A 19457-nucleotide genomic window follows, 5' to 3' on the forward strand; every position below is an offset into this window, starting at 1 on the left:
CTACTACTTGTAACCCATTTGGCGATTATTCCTTTCGTGTGAGAACTAAAGGATACCATAATTCGCTCAATTGGGTTATTTTTCTATGCATCTATTTTCGACAAGAACTTTTGACTGACCAGTACATATGATTTTAGTGAGTTTTAGTCGGGGGAGTACAACTAGGGGAGGAAAAAAGGTTAATCACCGGATACTAAATCCTTTAGATTAACCTTTCCCCATTATGTTATCCTAATATTCTTGGAAGCGGAGTATCAGCTATACCTCCGTCCCCGTGTAGTATTGGATATATCTTTCTCTTGGAGGAACCAACTCATCATCTAGCAGTTCTGCACTGGTTAATACCGCTTTATTCTCTAATCGGAAGATGAACAATACATAATAATCTCCCAGGGATGGTAAGGCAAATAGAGCGTAGTTGCTATTTTTTAATAGGCTGTTCGTTTCCCGGATCTTATCAGGCAAGTATTCATACTCCATTTCACCGAGCGCTTCCAGTTCATCTTGTGTTGCAAGCTCAATTCCACGCTCAAACTCATAATCCAAAATGTAATTTACAATTTCATTGTCTTCCTCTCCTTTATAATCCAGAAAAAGAAAGGCTCCGCTCGACAAGCCATATTTTAAGACTCTTTCATAATGGCTTGTACGATCCTCCCCTTCCAGAATCGCTACTGCATCCTCCTGGCCCGGAAATAGGACTTCCAGTATTCCTTTATCCAACATCTGCTTATCCTCCGTTATGCATTATTGGAAAAGCTCTTCCCCATATTGATTCAAGAAATAATCCGGATAATTTTTACGATAAAATCTATCAATTTGCACCAGTAGAGGATCTTGCTCCGGGTATGGCTCTGGCTCCTGAAACACCATTTGCGCCTCAGGTGTATTCATCAACAGCTCTTCAAAATGTTGTGGAACCGGTAACCCCTTCTTCTTCCTAACATGGAGCAGAAACAAGATTTCATATGGATAGAATCCATACCGGTAGTCACCAAATTCAATAGATTTCCCCAGTTCAGAGGCCAGCTCGGAATGATAATTGATCATTTGTCCTATCAAAGCGGTTATTTCTTCTTCTATAGGAGTTGACCAAGATTCCAAAACTCCCGAATAGATGTCTAGATTTTCTGGAATTAAAGCATACTTCATTTCAGATTCTTTCATTTTTTCCTTAACGCTAATATTTACATGTTGATCAATTTCAAAAATGGTTTTTTTTCTGTATTGTAGGTAGAGTTCCAGCAAGAACCATGTATGCTTGTTCCAATCATTTGCAGACATAGAATTCTCACCAAGATGTTTAACAATAAAATCAAACAAAATTGTCTCTTCTTTCTCCCACCCATACATCGTGAAATGAATTAAGGCAGCGACTACCTCCTTAAATGTATAGATAACCATCATTCGCGGGTAACGAATTTTATATAAGTCTTGAGCTATACATTGATAAAACAAGGAGATTTGCATCATTTTTAATCCTTCAATTTGCTTGTTCTCTAAAGAAAATACATCCTCCTTCCACACTGAATTGTAATACGTAAAAATGGTTCCAATACTTATTAATAAGATATGGTCTCTTTTTGTGTCATTTAAATCTATTATTTCAGATAATATACTTTTGATATCTTCGTATTGTTCTTTGCTATCCTCATAAAAGCTGCTTTTTTGAAAGTTCTTAGTATACTTTTTAAGTGCGATCTCTAGTTTTTTTTGGTTAAGCATTTTATCCTCCTCTATAGTTCGCTCCAAACTTTTATTTTCAAGTAATCTATCCCAAATCCTGTTCCGGTTTTCTTTACGGCTGTCTCTACTCTAATGTAATCAAACTCAAGTCCAGGATTCTCAAAATTTAGTTTTTTGTAAGCTTTAATGAAGCCTGCATATCTCGGATCATTACTATTTATCATTTGTTGGAAATATGCTTCCCCACCCATTTTTTGAGCATCAGAGTATGAAAAACTTCCTATACTCGAAGCTTTCGATTCTATAATCGTTAGCTTAGGTGGCGAACCTTGCGAAAGAAATGTTCTATCAATGCCATTCCTACCCTTTTGAAACATAGATGAAATGTCTTTCCCTAAGTTGTTCTCTTTAGCCACAAGCTCAACTACCTCTTCTCCAAAATCTCCCATATCATGATTAAACACTTTATTTTTACCGATTTTTCTTTCATACTCTTTTGTTAGTTTTAGAGTAAACTTCTCGCTTATCTCCCCTTTAGTATCTAATTTGTGTGCTGTTATATTTCTTTCGTTTGTTAGTCTTTTAAGTTCTGCTTTATTTCCATTCGCTTTTCTTACTATCGTTTCCAGTTCTGCACCTTTTAGCTTACTAAGTTCTCTGCGTTGTGACTTAGTAAGTTCAACCGGCTTCATTCCATCTTTCTTTAATTTCTTAAATTCTTTATTGAAGTGCTGGTCATCGATCTCCTGCATAGTCCCGTCGATCAGCAATACCCAAGGATTAACCTCGCCATACAGACGAATATGCTTGCCCTTGCGCACCAGCTTAAACTTCTTGAACTTGAACTTCTGCAGAATCCGGTCCAGCAGGCCCCGGAGATTTTTGGCCCCCTTCATGAGCCCCTTTTGCAGGCTCTTAATCACGATTTTACCATTACGTAAAATCATGCTGCCGCTCTTGGATGCAAGCTTGGCTCCGGATTTCAGCAGGCTCTTGATGCCTTTGGCTCCTGCGCCTACAACGTTCTTCACCCCGCTGGCTGCCGCTCCGACGCCCTTCTTGACAGCTTGTCCGGCTTTCTTGAGGTCGGCTCCGACAGCTTTGAAGCCACCCGCCATCGCCAGCTCAACCAGTCCCATCGCCAGTGCAGTAGCGAGCGCAATCGCGGCAGGTTCGATCATCTTCTGCCAGCCCTGGCTCAGGTAGGTACCGATATAACCGGCAGCTTGCGCTAAGGTCTGCGCAATAGACACAATTGCCTGAGCCTGCATCACAACTGTGATAATATTAATGATCGGGGGAATCAGCACCGTAATAGCCCCGCCCGTGACGACAAAAGCTGCGCCAACAGCCACTAATGCTCCCGCTATGCCCGCAAGCAGCTGTAATCCATGGGCCTTCATCCATTTTATTACAAATGATTTAATTTGGTCAAACAACATTTTCGCATTATTCGCACGTAGCTTGACACCATCAGCTATTTTGCCGCCAAGGCTCTGGTTGGCTGTTCCGGTGTCGAATTCCGCCATAATGCTGTCCATTGTAGCCGGGTCGCGGCTGCCGGACATCTCCTTCGTTTCCCCGTCCTTGAGATTGGCTTCCTGTATCAGCGCCGGGTCCATTTCACCCTGCTCCACCGATTCCATCTCGATATCTTCAGCGCTCAGCTTCTCGCCCGCTGCCGCACCAGCGCCAGCTCCCTCAGCCTGCTCTACAGCTCCCCCTTCAGCTGCTCCAGCCCCCATTGGCTTGGAGATATCTACTCCGAGCAGATACTCCCACATCTTGCCTTCCAGATGGCTGAATGAACGTTTTGCCGCCTGGCCGAGCGCTCCAATCCGGGACATCACATCCAGGAACGTGGCAATCAGCAGACTGCCTAGGGTGGAGATCAGCTTGGAATAGAAGTTCTGTACTGCTGCCAGCGCCTGATCCACCTTAGCAGCCAGGAAGTCCATCACCTGAGTAACCTTGGTCTTGAGCTTCTGGGCCAGCTGGTTGACCGCTTTAATGGCCTTATTGACAACTCCGTCAATCTTGCTGCATATCTTGGCCGCAATGCCGGGGAACTTAGCAAATACAACGGAAACCAGCTTTTTAGCAGCACACCCAGTCCCTTGATCAGGGTTGTGATCAGCTTGCGGCCCAGTTCAATGATGCCCAGTACAGCCTGCTTCGCTTTGTCAAAAATAAATTTAACCGCTTTGCGGAGACCCTCAAAAATGAAGTTAACTGCTTTCTTAACGAGTTCGACGACAGCTTCCAGCTTACCCTTCACCCAGCCGAGGAAGCCGCCCTTCTTCTCTTCCTTGGCCTTCTCCTGTTCATGCTTGCCGTCTGCTTCCTTCTTAGCTTTACTGTAGGCCTGCGTCGCTTCCCGCTCCGCTTCAGACTGCTTCTTCTGAGCTTCCCGCTCTTTGTCTGTGCGGACGCTGTTGATCTCCTGCTTCTTCTGCTGGGCGGCTGACCCGGCCTGTTTGGTATAGTCCGTCTCGGCAGCATCCAGCTCCTTTTTCCACTCGCCCTGCAATTGGGTGACTTCTGCTTTGGCTCCAGTCTGCTGGCTAATCTGCTTGTTCTTCGCCTCGGTCTCGGCCTGCCGGATTTGCGCCTGGCTGTCGGCTTTGGAGCTCAGCACTTTACTGTCGAATTTGGCTTGTTCCTTCTTATATTCCGCCTGCTTGGTACCAAGCTGCTTCTTCATCTCTGGAGCCAGACTACGGTTCAGTCCGGCAGTCATATCTGCAGACAGTGCCAGCGCAGGCAATTTTTTGGCCCCGGGTGCCTGCCCGCCTTTCAGCCCTGCAGCAGCCTTCACCACGGTGCCATCCGGCTCGGGATAGATCTCATTCTCCCCGAACGGCTGCTTGATCTGCCCCATCTCCGCCTGCTTGGCTGCGCTCACCTGCTGGGAGGCCTCCTGATGAAAACCCTCCAGCTGGGAGGGATCTGCCTCCCCGGTCATGCTGATTCCCGGCGGCTGGGCGGCTGCGGAGCGGATCTCGCTTAACATCGCCTCCGGATTGCCCCCGGAACCGGATGAACTAATGTTCATTTTATCCAGCTTGCCTGCAGGAACAGCCCCGCCGGTACGCTCGCTATTGAAGCCTTCCTTCACAGTGTGCTTCAGCGCTGCCGGTTTCTTCCGGGCCTGCAGGACCCTCCCTTTCAAGCCGGTCGGTACAGGAACAGCAGGCAGCCCTTGTTTGGTCTTCTGCGCCTGCTTCGCGAAAGCACCGGAGGATACATTCACCGCCTGGGCATAGGCATCCCCCAGCTCTGTAGGCTGAACCTGTGTCAGCTGATCCAGAATCTGCCCCGGATCTTCACCGCTGATCTTCACCGTCTTGCCCTTCGCCGGCTTCTCCTTCCCCTCTCCCGCTAACGCACCGAGTGCTGCTCCAAGCGATGGCTCCTTGGACGCTTTCTTCGGTTCATCTGCTCCTTTGGAGGCGGCGGACTTCTTGGCTGGCTCCGGCGCATCCTCTCCCTGAGCTGCTGCGGACTCCTCCGCCTTCCCGGGTTTCAACGGTTCCGCAGACGGCTCTTCGCCGGCTTCTTCTGCAGACCGAGCGACGTCCTCTCGTTCTGCCGCTTCAGCTTGCCCCTCTGCAGCGGCCTCAGCCCTCCCCTTTGCCCGGGCAGGCGCTGGAGTCTTTTTGACGGCTACGGGACCTGAAGAACTGCCGCCACTAGCAGGCTTAGTTTGTGTGACAGACGCAGTAGCGCCTCCTGCCTGCCCCAACGGCTCCTGCTTACTCTGCATCTTGGCTTCAGCCGGAGCGCTGGCTTGCTCTGCTTCTGCTTGCACCGGTTCCGGTGAATCCGTATGCTCTTCCACTTGAGCTTCTGCGGCCAAGCTCTTACTTGGTCCATCCGCCTGTGTTCCATTGTCTGCCTGCTCTTTCTTCTTCCCGTCCTCCTTCAGACTCGATAACAACTGAACCACGGCCCGGTTGCCGAGTGTGCGCTGGAGCGCCAGCTTGTCTTCACGGCTTAAGGAAGCCGGATTCTGGCGGACACGCCGGATAATCTCTACCGGGTCTGGTTGTTTCGCGGCTGCCGGACGAATGAATACCTGCGGATTGCTGAATGGTTTATGGCCGCCGAATGCTTTATCTTTCTCCTTACTTACGGTTGCTTGGGTCTGCAATGGATTCCCCCTCTGTAAAAAATCGATCCTATAGATAAAGTAAAATCCATAGCGCTTTTTACAGCCGGAGTTATAAATAAATCCATTTATTCTAATTTTTACTTATAATCACATGTCAAAAAGGCCGCCCTTAGGCAGCCTGTAACCCTTCCTCCTGATTAACGATTATTCGGGTCTGCCGCTTGGCCCGAGGCTTTGCGCAGCTCATTCGCCAGACGGTGAAATTCTTTTCCAGACTCTGCACTACCTGCTGCCATATAAGCCGCTTGAAGAAAAGCAATGATCTTGCCCGTATCCTCTTTCTTCATCATATAGTCTTTCCCCTCTCCGTTTGCATTGCCTGGTACAGGAACCGCGGCAGACTGCGTGCTCCACCAGCCGGCTTCTCCGCTGGACTGGTTGAGGTCTACATTCACTCCGTGAACCGGTTGACCTAATCCCTTGGGACCGTTGTCATATTGATACAGGTGGATCCCCTCCGCTTTCCGGCCTTTACTCCAGGCATACGTCTGCCAAAAACCGGTGCAGGCCTTAGCGGCCATTGCAGCTTCAATAACCGTAACGCTCCCGTAGACACCCGACTGGTAATTCCGGGCGGCTTCTCCCGCTGCCGTAATATACTGGATCACCGTGTCCAGCTGCTTCGCAGAAGCGTCGAAATCAACGGCAAAGTAGATCCGGCTCCCGGCAGGTTGTCCAACCGCAAGGGCTGTCTGTGCGGCAATCGCCCCGTCTGTCAGGCCGGCTGCACGGCCTCCCAGCGCACGGCTGGCGGTCGTTTCATACACAGAGACAATTTGCAGCCCGGCAGCGCTGATAGCAACCGCCTCCGCCTGGGTTAACCTTTTCCAGCCGGAGGGCACAAGGTAACGGCATACGAATTCGTAACCATCCTCCTTGAATTTCTTTGCCAGTGTGCGTGTTAGCGGTGCTGCGCAATCAAAGCCTTTGGCCATTCCCCCATCTCCTTCTTCCTGTCTGCTACCCGATTAATATTTTCATCAAAAGTCCCGCTGCGGCAATACACATCCCCACGCTGCTAATGATCGTTCCCACCAGCCAGCGCTGATTCTCACCTTGCCTGAGCTTCAATCTGGACAGCTCATCCCGCATCTCATCCACCCGCAAATGCGCTGACTTGCTGCTCTGCATAGCCTCAAGCGCAATATCCCTTGCACTGTTCATGATGTCGAGCTTGGTTTCCACCCGAGTCAACCGTTGAAGGATTTCATTCATGTCGTCTGGCATATCGTACCCCCGCTAATGGAGCTGGTTGATCTCCCGTTAATGAATAGCTCCAAGCTGCAACCACTGATCCGGCAGCAGCCTGGAAGCTGTGCAATGCTGTACTTAGCCGCTTACGGTTCCATGCCTGCAATCAGATTGCCGTAGGAGTAGGCCGTAATTTTGCTGGTATCTGTGAAGCCCGTTGCGAGTCCATTGAAGGAATAATCATTAGTCTGATAGTAATTAGAGAAATCCGATTTCCAGAATCTGCATTGAATTTCTACACTTTCTCCAGGCTTAAGACTTCCGGCACCACTGGTGAAGCCGATTTCCAGGTAATAATCACTGCCGGTTTTGCCTGTTGTCTTCTGGAAGCTTCCTGTGACATACGATTGAATCACCCTGGTATTCGAACCTGCTACTCTGGCATAATCCGTATAGAAGCTCTGGAATTTCTCACCATCGATAGTGTAGTAATATCTAAGCTTGATGCTGGAGAGCTGCAAGGTCGACTTGCTGGTATTCTCAAAGGATATTCTCGGGAAAATCGTATTCGTCACGCTGCTTCGGCTCGCATTAAACGATTGAACCTTGAACGTCTGAGTGACAGTTACATTCTGCACCGCCGTCGATACATTACCGTTCACATCCGTAGCCGTCCAGGTAACCACTGTTTTCCCTAACGGGAAGCCGTCAGCCGGAGCATCATTCTTCAGCACAACTCCGAAGATGTCGCTCGCTGTAGCTTGGCCCAGGGTCACAAGCGTTTTTGTTCCAGTTGCCGGAACAGCAACATCTGCTGGAGCTTTCAACACAGGCTTCGTGGTATCCACCACCGTGATCTTCTGCACACCCGTGCTGACATTGCCGTTCGCATCCGTAGCAGTCCAGACCACTTCGGTCACTCCCAACCCATAGCTCTCAGGAGCATTACTGGTTACTGTTACCTTGAAAATGTCAGTTCCTGTTGCCACGCCGATCTCCACTGGAGTTTTCAGCGCCGTTGCCTCGACCGTCTTGTCAGCCGGTAGCTTCAACACAGGCTTCGTGGTATCCACCACCGTGATCTTCTGCACACCCGTGCTGATATTGCCGTTCGCATCCGTAGCGGTCCAGACCACTTCGGTCACTCCCAACCCATAGCTCTCAGGAGCATTACTGGTTACTGTTACCTTGAAAATGTCAGTTCCTGTTGCCACGCCGATCTCCACTGGAGTTTTCAGCGCCGTTGCCTCCACCGTCTTGTCAGCCGGAAGCTTCAACACAGGCTTCGTGGTATCCACCACCGTGATCTTCTGCACGCCTGTGCTGACATTGCCGTTCGCATCCGTAGCGGTCCAAGTGACCTCAGTCGTTCCTAGCGCATAGCTCTCAGGGGCATTACTGGTTACTGTTACCTTGAAAATGTCCGTCCCTGTTGCCACGCCAATCTCCGCCGGAGTTTTCAGCGCCGTTGCTTCTACCGTCTTGTCAGCCGGAAGCTTTAACACAGGCTTCGTGGTATCCACCACCGTGATCTTCTGCACACCTGTGCTAACATTGCCGTTCGCATCCGTAGCGGTCCAGGTAACCTCAGTGGTTCCTAGCGCATAGCTCTCAGGGGCATTACTTGTTACTGTTACCTTGAAAATGTCAGTTCCCGTTGCCACGCCGATCTCCACCGGAGTTTTCAGCGCCGATGCCTCCACCGTCTTGTCAGCCGGAAGCTTTAACACAGGCTTCGTGGTATCCACCACCGTGATCTTCTGCACACCTGTGCTAACATTGCCGTTCGCATCCGTAGCGGTCCAGGTAACCTCAGTGGTTCCTAGCGCATAGCTCTCAGGGGCATTACTTGTTACTGTTACCTTGAAAATGTCAGTTCCCGTTGCCACGCCGATCTCCACCGGAGTTTTCAGCGCCGTTGCTTCTAGCGTCTTGTCAGCCGGTAGCTTCAACACCGGCTTCGTGGTGTCCACCACCGTAATCTTCTGAACGCCTGTGCTGACATTGCCGTTCGCATCCGTAGCGGTCCAGGTAACCTCAGTGGTTCCTAGTGCATAGCTCTCAGGCGCATTACTGGTTACTGTTACCTTGAAAATGTCAGTCCCTGTTGCCACGCCGATCTCCACCGGCGTCTTTAGGGCTGCTGCTTCTAGAGTAATGTCAGCCGGAAGCTTAAGAGCAGGCTTTACAGTATCTACAATAGTGACCTTCACGATGCCCACTGCGGAATTTCCGCTGCTATCTGTAGCAGTCCATTTTACAATCGTAGTACCGATAGGGAAATTCGCGGTTAAGATCTCTTCTGAAGTGATCGCGCCATGCTCTCCTGGAGCATCTGTTGTTAGAGTGACCGGGAAGAAATCCTGCACCGCTGGCACTTCCAGTTCTACCGGGGTTGCCAGAGCCGTTGCTTCCTTGGTCAGCTGCAGTGGTCCTTCGAATTTCAGCACGGGCTGTGTTGTATCCACTACGGTAATCCGCTGTACCCCGGTTACCTCGTTACCATTGATATCTTTGGCCTTCCAGGTAACTGTCGTTGTTCCCAGCGGATAAGCAGCCGGAGCATCCGATGTCACCGTCACCTTGAAAATATCCGTAGCCGTTGCTTGACCGGTCTCCACCGGAGTCTTCACTGCCGTTGCTTCTACGGACAGATCCTCTGGCACAGTCAGCGTCGGCTTCGTCGTGTCCACTACCTTAATCTTCTGTACCTTCGTAGTCATGTTGCCGTTCGCATCGGTTGCCGTCCACACTACTTCTGTTACGCCCAGCGGATATGCTTCAGGGGCATTGTTCTTCACCGTCACCTTAAAGATATCCGCAGCTGACGCTTGACCAATCTCCACCGGAGTCTCTACAGCTGTTGCTTCCACGGTCTGATCTTCTGGCACCGTGAGTGCCGGCTTCGTGGTGTCCACTACCTTAATCTTCTGTACCTTCGTAGTCACATTGCCGTTCGCATCCGTTGCTGTCCATACTACTTCTGTTACGCCCAGCGGATACGCTTCAAGGGCATTGTTCTTCACCGTCACCTTGAAAATATCCGTAGCCGTGGCCTCGCCGATCTCCACCGGAGTCTCTACCGCCGCCGCTTCTACAGTAATATCTTCCGGTGCAGCAAGCACAGGCTTCGTCGTGTCTACGACCTTAATCTTCTGTACCTTCGTAGTCACATTCCCGTTCGCATCCGTTGCCGTCCACACTACTTCTGTTACGCCCAGCGGATACGCTTCAGGGGCATTATTCTTCACCGTCACCTTGAAAATATCCGTGGCTGTTGCCACGCCGATCTCCACCGGAGTCTCAACCGCAGCCGCTTCTACAGCTATATCTTCCGGTACTGCAAGCACAGGCTTCGTCGTGTCCACGACCTTAATCTTCTGTACCTTTGTAGTCACATTCCCGTTCGCATCCGTTGCCGTCCACAAAACTTCTGTTACGCCCAGCGGATACGCTTCCGGGGCATTATTCTTCACCGTCACCTTGAAAATATCCGTAGCCGTGGCCTCGCCGATCTCCACCGGAGTCTCTACCGCCGCCGCTTCTACAGTAATATCTTCCGGTACAGTAAGCACAGGCTTCGTGGTATCCAAGATAGTAACCTTTTGCTTACGTGTGGATACGTTGCCGTTCACATCCTTCGCTGTCCAGGTGACTTCAGTCACGCCCAGGGGATAGGAAGCCGGAGCGTTGCTGCTCACCGCAGCAATTCCGAAGATATCGGTGACCGCAGGCACCGGCAACTTAATCTGCATCGTCTGCCCGGTAGCTTCTGCAATGTAGTCCGGAATGTCAGCGATTACCGGGGCCGTTGTGTCTTTTACCGTAATCGTCTGCGTGCCGGTGCTGAAGTTGCCGTTCGCATCTGTCGCCTTCCAGGTAACAATGGTCTTGCCGAGCGGGTAGCTGGCCGGAGCATTGCTGACCACCGTGACCGGGAACAGATCCGTAGCCGTAGCCTTGCCGATTTGCACCGGAGTATTTACTGCGGTAGCCTCCACACTGATATCCTGCGGAACCGTCAGGATCGGCAAGGTGGTATCCACTACAGTAACCTTTTGTTTGCCGGTAGTTACCAGACCGTTGGCATCCTTCGCTGTCCAGATGACCTCGGTAACGCCCACGGCATAATTCTCGGGAGCATTGCTCGTTACAGTAACCGGAAAAATATCCGTAGCCGTGGCCTCACCAATCACAACCGGAGTTCTGATAGCTGTAGCCTCTGCCTTGACGTCTGCCGGGATAGACAGCTTAGGCGCAGTAGTATCTTCAACCTTCACCTTCTGCTTCGCGATTGCCACATTGCCGCTTGGATCACTGGCCATCCAGGTAACCAGTGTGGTACCAACCGGGAAATCAACCGGAGCATCGTTAATGATCTCAGTCTCGAACAGATCGAAGACCACCGGCTCACCCAGAGCGACCTTGGATCTGACCTCCGTAGCCTCTACCGTTAGATCCTCCGGTGCTGTAATGACCGGTTTGGTCGTATCTACGATCTTGACCTCTTGCGTACCTTTAGTTGCATTGCCATGCTCGTCCGTAATCGTCCATGTTACTTTGGTAGTTCCGAGCGGGAATTCCGCCGGAGCATCATTCTTGACTGTCACAGCAAAAATTTCTGTAACCACCGGCTGGCCGATGTCTACCTTCGTTTGTGCTCCAGTGGCTTCTGCCGTTATACCGCCTGGCAGTGTAACCAGCGGCTTCGTCGTATCTACGATCTTCACGGTCTGCGTTGTCTTGGTGGTATTGCCATTCTCATCTGTAGCCGTCCAGGTAACGGCTGTTGTCCCGAAGATGAAGCGTTCCGGGGCGTTATTGGTTACAGTAACACTGAAAATATCCTTGGCAGACGCTTCCCCCAGCTCCACTGGAGTCTTAATGCCGGTTGCCTCGGTGGAGATGTCTCCAGGCACAGTTAACTGTGGAGCCGTTGTATCTGTAACTGTAATCTTCTGCACTTTCTCGGTGACGTTGCCATGCTCATCTGTGGCGGTCCAGGTAACCATGGTTACACCCACCGGATAATCCGCAGGGGCATTCTTGGTTAACAGCACATCGAACAGATCGCTGGCTTCGGCTTGCCCAATATTCACCTTCGTCCGTCTAGCCGTAGCTTCTACGGTAATATCCTTCGGTATGGTCAGTACAGGCTTGGTGGTATCGGTAATGCGGATCAGCTGATCTGCTGTAGAGATATTTCCATTCTCATCCTTAGCCGTCCAGCTTACCTTGGTTACGCCCACCGGATAATCCTCAGGCGCATTATTCGTAATATTTACCTTGAAAATATCTGTGGCGGCGGCCTTCCCCGGATCTGCCACAGTTCTTCGGCCTACAGCTTCTTTGGTAATATCGGCTGGAACCGTCAGTAACGGCTTAGTTCTGTCTACTACAGTGACCTTCTGGGTTGCTGTAGTCACATTGCTGTTGGCATCGGTCGCCGTCCAGGTGACGGTAGTCGGACCAATGGGGAATTCCTTCGGCGCGTCATTCACCACAATAACCGGGAAAATATCCGTAGCAGACGCTCCAGTGACCACAAGCGGCGTTTTAACCGCTGTAGCTTCCACAACCATATCTCCCTGCACGGTTAGTACCGGCTTTGTCGTATCTTTTACAGTAATTCTCTGCACCTGTGAGGAGGTCAGTCCTACCGGGTCCACCGCTGTCCATTTTACGGTAGTTGTCCCGATCGGATAGTCCGCAGGGGCATCATTTGTCAGGAGAACATCCGGGACCGAGATATCCTGAACGGAGGCTTGTCCAATATCGGCAGGGGTACGAACCGCCTTCGCTTCCATCGTAATATTCGCCGGAACAGTAATAACCGGGACCGTCTTATCAATCTTCACTTCGGTCTTCTGTACAGCGGTCACATTGCCTGCATGGTCAACGGCCCAGAACTCAAGAGGGATAATTCCCTCCACCGGGACGTCAAAAGCAGCCGTGCTGCCTGCCACACTCTGTTCTTCGCCATCCGCTCCAAGTCTATAATGGATCTCCTTCACTCCGGAATGGGCATCTGAAGCGGTAAGAGAGACCGTAACATCTGAGCTGTTCCAGCCCTTCTCATTCGCTTCAGGACTGAGAATACTGGCGATCAGCGGACCGCTCTTGTCAATTTGCACTACTACCGTCCGGGGAGCTTCTGCATTCCCGGTTCTGTCCGCAGCCCAGTAGCTGACGGTAGTCGCTCCTTCCTGTTCCAGCTCCAGCGCCGCGCTGGAGCCGGATGTTCTCACTGCTGCATTCTCACCCAGCTTATAATACACAGCGTCCACACCAGAATATGGATCTTCAGCGGTAAAATGCAGCGCAACCTTCCCCCGGCTCCAGCTGCCGGATTCAGCGCCTGTTACAGCTGCTTCTGTAACCGGAGCGCTTTTATCAATATGGATGGGACCGAAGGTTGCGATGGAATAATGGTTCTTATCCTCATCACTGGTAGCCGCACTGTCAACAGCCTTGCCCGTTGCCGTCTGACCTGCTCCTTCAGCGGTGAATTTCTGATCCGGGGTCAGTGATTTGATCGCTGACAACGTATCCTCTGCCGTATAATGTACAGTCACGGATTGACTGGTCCAGGTCCCGGCAATGTAAGGCGCACCGTTATCCGTCACCGCCGTGGCCTTAATGGAAGGCGGGGTTGTGTCGATCAGGTTAGAGCCTACGGCACCGACCTCTACCTTGAAGGTAACCGGCTGAAGACCGGGAACGGTAGCTTTTACCTCCATGGTCTTAATGACCCCGGTTCCCTTCGAATAGACCTGATAGCCTTCACCGATATAACCTGTATAGTTGTTAGCCGCAGATGCATATCCGTTTGCATCCGACACCACTGTAATTCCAGTACTGTTAAGCCCGCGCATGACCGCAGTGATTGTACTGTCCTCCGAGACGGTGAAGGTGACGGGAATACCCGGCAGCGGATTACCCGCCAGATCCTTGACCGCTACCACCTGTGGAAGCATGAAGCCGCGCCCCCCTGGAACCACACCCGAGGCCTGCGACAACCGGATCTGCTGCAGCAGCGGCGATACCGGGCTCATCGCCCCCTCGACATTACTGAGCGCCATCAGACTCATCTGATAGGCTCCATGATTTAGGATGACTCCCAAGGTAGGATCTAGCTCATACACCGATTGATACACGGAGCGATAGACCGAATCCTTAACTGTTGCCCCCCGTTGAAGCTGCGGCTCCGGTACTGGCGGCTCTGCCTCATACACTGCTGCAGAGGCAGTGTCCGCTTCAGGCCCCTGAACAATGTTGCGGGCTATTATTCCTGACCCGAACACAGCGCCTGGCGCCAGCATCAGAATTAGAAGCGAGAGACACAGCCATCTGCTGATTATGCCCAACCGTCCTTGCTGCACATGCTTGCATTTCCTTTTTGAATGTTTCATCATACATCCCCTAACTTTTTAGTAATGAGCACAGTGATCATGGTGAAGCCTGGACCTCCTTTACTAATCAAAGGGAAACCTGGACGGGTTTTTACAACTGTTTATTCCGGTTCACACAAACTTCGATTTTCGTTTCGAGCCAGGCTTCGAGGTCGCCGATCACAAGACTCAGCTCCTGTCGGGCGGACTCCCCCAGGATCGCTATCGCCTTCTCTTTGGCCAGCAGAAAAGATTTCTTCATCGCTTCCGTGTCGAAATCACCTTGTTGCTTGAGCGTCTCCACGAACGTCTGATTGACGGCAATCACGGCGGATTCAACAGCATCCCCCGCCCGCTGAAGCAGGCTGTTCAATGCCTCACTCTCGATTCTCTGCTCAAGCCCGGCAATTTCCCGCTTAATATAAGCAATTACAGACCTCGCCAGCAGCCCCAGCAATGGAATAATCAGCACGGTCATCAGGGTGCTCATCATCTGAGGTGTTACATAGTCACTCATCGTCATCGCCTCCTAAATGGATAATTCGACAATCTATTATTCTTTATTCTCGTAATACTAGGTAACCGGGAATTAATTTTTACAACTTTCGCTAGAAATATAGTAATCATGTAAATTTTTGTTTTTGTCAGTTGTGGAATCTATGGAATATTTTACTTGTTATATGAGAGGACTAGCGATGGGTTAGGCCCGGCCTGGGGGAACAGGCTCCGCTCCTTTCGGGAAAGAAGGCATAACTGAACATGGGGAGGGAAATTCATGGTTACCTGTGATGACGAATTAGTTGAAACCTGCAGGAAATTATTAAAACGCTCAGCATGGAGAATTCAGTACAAGACTCGCATTCAACTGATACGTGAAAGTAATCCGCTCTACGATAATGAAATCTACGACAACAGCTTTGAAAGTATGGTCGTATCTGAGTTGTTCGTCGATGAGCTTCTGGATATGCTGCCTTGGGAGAAATGCAGATATATCATCAAAAAAACAGTCATAGAAGGAATGCCCGAACAAGAAGTAGCAGCCGAGCTGCAAATGACTCAACAGGGGGTTAGCAAATGGAAACGCAAGGGACTGGAAGTCCTGAAGGAAAATCTTACCCATTCATCGAGACCGTAAAAAAGGCGCAAAACGGCGATAAGGCTTCTATGGAGGATATCCTTAGCCTGTTCTCAGTGGACATCGAATATTTATCCCGGTTTATTATGCTGCCGCGGGAAGAAGCGATTCAGACCTTAAAGATTGAACTCATAAATATAGTTTATCAGCACTTGTAAATTTAGCAGGAGCACCGCTTGGACATACATATTTTTCCTAACTTTTTATATACAATGTCTAATCAGCAATAGTCGGGCTTTCATATGATAAACAGAGGAGTATGACTAGCAGCTATTTAAGAGAGAGGAATGCAGGAGAGTATGAATACATTCGATCCTACGAGTGAATATCCTATAGTATTTTTGAACTCGGTCCCCAAGAGCGGTACCCATCTGATGAAGCAGATTTTAGAAGGCATTCCGGGAATGACGCAGAACCCTCATGAATTCTATGAAGGCTACCCGGAAGACTCCAGCCTCCACTACCAACGGCTCCAGCTCGTCCACAGCGGACATTTCACAGCAGGGCATGTGTACTATTCCCCCCGGTGGTCAGGCATGCTTCGGGAGCTGAAGATTAAGCCGTTATTTCTAAACCGTGACCTAAGAGATATTGTAGTCTCGTATACGTATTTCATAACAGACAAATATCCTAATCATCCGCTGCGACCCTATCTGCTCTCTCTACCGGACCGGAATCAGCAATTTCTGGCTTTAATCCAGGGAATACCAGAGCTTCAATACCCTAGTATCGCCGCGTGGTATGGGCAGTTCGCCGGATGGAGCGGAGAAGCGGACTGTTTACAGATCGCCTTTGAACATTTGGTAGACAGCCACAGCTCACGCCGCCGGACGATGGAGCAATTGATTCATTATCTCTGGGCTGACAAGCCGCTGCCATTGCCGATGGATACGATCCTGGACGCTATGGAGCAGAACATTAACCCTAAGGCCTCCTATACCTTCCGCACCGGCACAACCGGGAACTGGCGGACCGAGTTCAATGAAGAGGTGAAGACTTGCTTCAAAGAGGTGGCAGGCCATCTGCTCTTCCCGATGGGCTATGAGACAGATTACAACTGGTAACCTAATCGTTCGACATGGAAGGTGGGGCTGCACATTGCATACCGGAGTAACACTATGGTTCACCGGCCTGTCCGGCTCTGGAAAAACCACGCTCTGCCGCTGCCTGAATCAGAGATTGCAGCAAATGAACGTGAGGACAGAACTGCTCGACGGTGATGTCTTGAGGAATCAGCTGTTCCGGGGGTTAGGCTTCTCCAAAGAAGACCGGTCGCTGAATGTAAGGACCGCAGCCTATATGGCGCAGCTCCTGACCCGCAACGATATCATCGTCCTGGCCTCCTTCATCTCCCCTTACCGGGACATGAGGGCCCAAATCCGGCAGAGCATCCAGCCTTTCGTGGAAATCTACGTCAAATGCTCCTTCGGGGAATGTGCAAGACGGGATGTCAAAGGCTTATACCGCAAAGCGCTTTCCGGCGAGATTCCGCATTTTACCGGCCTGACTGCCCCCTATGAGGCACCGCTCCAGCCCGAGCTTATTGTGGATACCGAGCAGCATAGCGAGGATCAATCCACAGAGCTGATTCTCGCCTACTTGAAGAAGCATCGTTATATCTATTAATTCCATCCGTTGTTACATGAAGAAGCCCCTATCCTGGGTGAAGGATAGGGGCTTCTTCATGTACAGCTGGCTTACACCTTGAACAGAATAACAATCTCAGTAAGCAGAATCAGCCCAGCCGCTGACACGCCCAGTGAATTAATAATAGTCAGCGCATCCGGGTAGTTCTCCTTACGGAACTGGGAGCAGAGTGACACTGTCCATAACACGCTGAAAAAAAGTCCGGTGCTTCCACAGCCCCTCTCGCTCAGAGCCCGCCTTCTGCGCCGAAAGAATCTGCCAAGCCCGGCAAAGGTAAGCAGCATATAAATGATAAGCTCAGCGGATGAAATCACAATCACCTCACCTGCAGACAAGAGATGCATCAATGCATACTGAAGGCTAAAACCCATAAAGACTAGCATGTTAAAGGAAACCTTCGGGACACTCAAGCCGTCTTCCTCCTTTTACATCTAAATGTACACCGTTAATAGATAACGCTTACATTATAAGCTTAATTGCTCACATGTTCTGTGACATATGACGCTTTTGGCCTATTGGATACGATCCCAAGCAGGTCCTCCCGACTATACGGGAATGCCAAAAAACCGGACTGCTCTAACGAACAGTCCGGCTACTCTAATACAATTATAATGGCTCCTTAAATTTACAAGGCTTTCAGATAATCAATAACAGCCTGTGTGCGCTTATCGCCATTGTCCATTACAAGCAGCAGGAAATCATCCAGCTGAGTCAGCAGCTTGCTGCCCTCAATTCTCTCCGGGCCAGCCTCCGACAGTGTATTCTCATAAGCGATGGCTGCCTTTTCAAGAATGACCTGTGTCTTCTTGTCGAACAGCGGGGTCTTGGGTGTGCCATTAAACACAATCTGCTTGGTACGTTTCAGCACTTCTGTCATCGCCGCAGCACGGTTAGAGGTCTTATACGTCTGCACAAAAGCCTCATATTGCACGGCCCGCTCAATGACCTGGTACCAGTCCACCATCAATCTTTCGCCAGCTACCATCGGCTGTTCCGACTCTGTCGCCATCAGGTCAATATAGACCTGAAGATCCTTACTGACATAAGGTTTGAAGACTTTGAAACTCTTATAAGGAATGGCAGGCGCGAATCCTCCATCCTCTACCAGCTTGTAGCCCATGCCCTCCAGATCCTGGAGAACTATTCGGACCTCAGCCTGTCTCACCTTGGAGCGTGCCAGCGCCATAGACATGCCAGTCGTATATATATTTTTGATATTCAGTTGAACGACAGGCGCATTCATACGTTTGCTTGCCACAGGCAGGTAAGCTTTCAGTGCATTCTCCAGATGCAGCACTGCCAGATTCGCCTCTTTCTGCGTCATCTGGCCGATCCGGTTAACCAGCGTAGCCTGGGCCAGGCCAAGGGAAGACGGCTTTTGCAATCTCTGTTCGAATAAAGTAAACGCTGCTGTAGGCTTCACCGCCGCCGCCTCAATCTTCTGCGGGAAAGCGCCAAGAACGGTAATCCCGGTACTTGTCAATAACAGTGTGGAGGCAAGCGCGGCTGCCAGGCTTTTTGTCCATCTGGTTGGCCTCATAGGTACACCCCTTTCAATAAGTTGACGTAGTGCTTATTTTACCATACATTAACAGCCGGTTCATGATCATAGACAGCCCGATTATAGGATCGCATAATGATAATATGAAATATTGCCCATGAATAGGAGAATCATCAATGAATCTATCCGAACCCATTAACACGACACGTCTCCACTTCCGCCTACTGAATCAGTCTGACATCGACGCAGTCTACCGGCAATTCTCGGACCCGGATATGTGCAGATACTTCAGTGAGCCGCCCTGCGATTACAACGAAGCTATGGAGATCATTGAGCATTACGCCCAGCCTGAGGGCAAAGGCCATCACCGCTATGGAATGTTTGACCGGGAGACCCATGCCTTGATTGGCACCTGCGGATATCATTATTGGGACGCTGAGCGGAAGCAGGTAGAGATCGGTTATGACATCTGGAAGGACTATTGGGGGCAAGGTAATATGTCGGAGGCCCTGCCCGTACTTCTCGACACGTGCTTCACACAGCTTGATGTGGATTGTATCTATATCCTGACTCATCCGCATAACGCTGCTTCGATGGCAACTGTGCGAAAGTTTGGGTTTGAGGTGTGTGCGCCTTGCAGGGAAGTGGAGGAAGAGTCTCAGGTGTGTATGAAGCTAATGCGGGAGAACGCAGCTGCTGCCAAATAACAAGTGGAAACGGATTTGCCGTCCT

15 protein-coding genes are annotated in these 19457 nt (G+C 50.4%); 5 read left to right on the top strand and 10 right to left on the bottom strand.

From position 1 onward, the window contains the following. Nucleotides 1-258 precede the first annotated feature (258 nt). The 8 genes from NSS83_RS06500 to NSS83_RS06535 form a co-directional block, all read right to left on the bottom strand. Nucleotides 259-726, bottom strand: coding sequence for a hypothetical protein (locus tag NSS83_RS06500; protein ID WP_341188206.1), 468 nt, complete (start codon nt 724-726; stop codon nt 259-261). A 21-nt stretch (nt 727-747) separates the two neighbouring features. Then, a complete protein-coding gene (locus NSS83_RS06505; protein WP_341188207.1) occupies nt 748-1725 on the bottom strand; it encodes a hypothetical protein in 978 nt (325 codons plus the stop codon). 11 nt (nt 1726-1736) lie between these two features. Next, nucleotides 1737-3644, bottom strand: coding sequence for a hypothetical protein (locus NSS83_RS06510; RefSeq protein ID WP_341347914.1), 1908 nt, complete (start codon nt 3642-3644; stop codon nt 1737-1739). Beyond that, nucleotides 3644-5839: a hypothetical protein gene (locus NSS83_RS06515; RefSeq protein WP_341347915.1), complete on the bottom strand. Its 2196-nt coding sequence runs from the start codon at nt 5837-5839 to the stop codon at nt 3644-3646. Before NSS83_RS06515 ends, NSS83_RS06510 begins: the two co-directional genes overlap by 1 nt. A 158-nt stretch (nt 5840-5997) precedes the next feature. After that, complete coding sequence (locus NSS83_RS06520; RefSeq protein ID WP_341188211.1) at nt 5998-6795, bottom strand: DUF1906 domain-containing protein; 798 nt, start codon at nt 6793-6795, stop codon at nt 5998-6000. A 25-nt stretch (nt 6796-6820) separates the two neighbouring features. Next, nucleotides 6821-7087, bottom strand: a complete 267-nt coding sequence (locus NSS83_RS06525) for a hypothetical protein (RefSeq protein WP_341188212.1) — start codon at nt 7085-7087, stop codon at nt 6821-6823. Nucleotides 7088-7197: 110 nt separating this feature from the next. Beyond that, on the bottom strand, nt 7198-14433 hold the full coding sequence (locus NSS83_RS06530; RefSeq protein ID WP_341347916.1) for an HYR domain-containing protein: 7236 nt from the start codon (nt 14431-14433) through the stop codon (nt 7198-7200). A 121-nt stretch (nt 14434-14554) separates the two neighbouring features. Then, the gene (locus tag NSS83_RS06535; protein WP_341185143.1) at nt 14555-14959 is read right to left on the bottom strand and encodes a hypothetical protein; all 405 of its coding nucleotides are present in this window, start codon (nt 14957-14959) and stop codon (nt 14555-14557) included. Between the two features lie 258 nt (nt 14960-15217). Between NSS83_RS06535 and NSS83_RS06540 the strand changes: the two genes are divergently transcribed. The 4 genes from NSS83_RS06540 to cysC all read left to right on the top strand — a co-directional run bounded on the left by NSS83_RS06540 (nt 15218) and on the right by cysC (nt 17203). Continuing rightward, nucleotides 15218-15577 carry a sigma-70 family RNA polymerase sigma factor gene (locus NSS83_RS06540; RefSeq protein ID WP_341022931.1) on the top strand — a complete coding sequence of 120 codons (360 nt, stop codon included), beginning with the start codon at nt 15218-15220 and terminating at the stop codon, nt 15575-15577. Nucleotides 15578-15606: 29 nt separating this feature from the next. After that, entirely contained in the window at nt 15607-15735 is a 129-nt protein-coding gene (locus NSS83_RS06545; protein ID WP_341348714.1) for a hypothetical protein, read from the top strand. Nucleotides 15736-15876: 141 nt separating this feature from the next. Next, nucleotides 15877-16641 carry a hypothetical protein gene (locus NSS83_RS06550; RefSeq protein WP_341185141.1) on the top strand — a complete coding sequence of 255 codons (765 nt, stop codon included), beginning with the start codon at nt 15877-15879 and terminating at the stop codon, nt 16639-16641. Next, a complete protein-coding gene (cysC, locus tag NSS83_RS06555) occupies nt 16619-17203 on the top strand; it encodes an adenylyl-sulfate kinase (protein WP_341185140.1) in 585 nt (194 codons plus the stop codon). The genes NSS83_RS06550 and cysC overlap by 23 nt, the downstream gene beginning before the upstream one ends. A 71-nt stretch (nt 17204-17274) precedes the next feature. Here cysC and NSS83_RS06560 read toward each other — a convergent pair whose 3' ends face one another. Together NSS83_RS06560 and NSS83_RS06565 are read right to left on the bottom strand one after the other, a co-directional pair. After that, nucleotides 17275-17634 carry a hypothetical protein gene (locus tag NSS83_RS06560; protein ID WP_341185139.1) on the bottom strand — a complete coding sequence of 120 codons (360 nt, stop codon included), beginning with the start codon at nt 17632-17634 and terminating at the stop codon, nt 17275-17277. A gap of 215 nt (nt 17635-17849) precedes the next feature. Beyond that, nucleotides 17850-18764, bottom strand: a complete 915-nt coding sequence (locus tag NSS83_RS06565; RefSeq protein WP_341185138.1) for a hypothetical protein — start codon at nt 18762-18764, stop codon at nt 17850-17852. A gap of 137 nt (nt 18765-18901) precedes the next feature. Here NSS83_RS06565 and NSS83_RS06570 point away from each other — a divergent pair, with 137 nt between their 5' ends. Then, nucleotides 18902-19432 carry a GNAT family N-acetyltransferase gene (locus NSS83_RS06570; RefSeq protein WP_341347917.1) on the top strand — a complete coding sequence of 177 codons (531 nt, stop codon included), beginning with the start codon at nt 18902-18904 and terminating at the stop codon, nt 19430-19432. Nucleotides 19433-19457: the final 25 nt, after the last annotated feature.

The sequence above is a fragment of the Paenibacillus sp. FSL H3-0469 genome (assembly GCF_038051945.1).
Taxonomy (GTDB): domain Bacteria; phylum Bacillota; class Bacilli; order Paenibacillales; family Paenibacillaceae; genus Paenibacillus_AQ.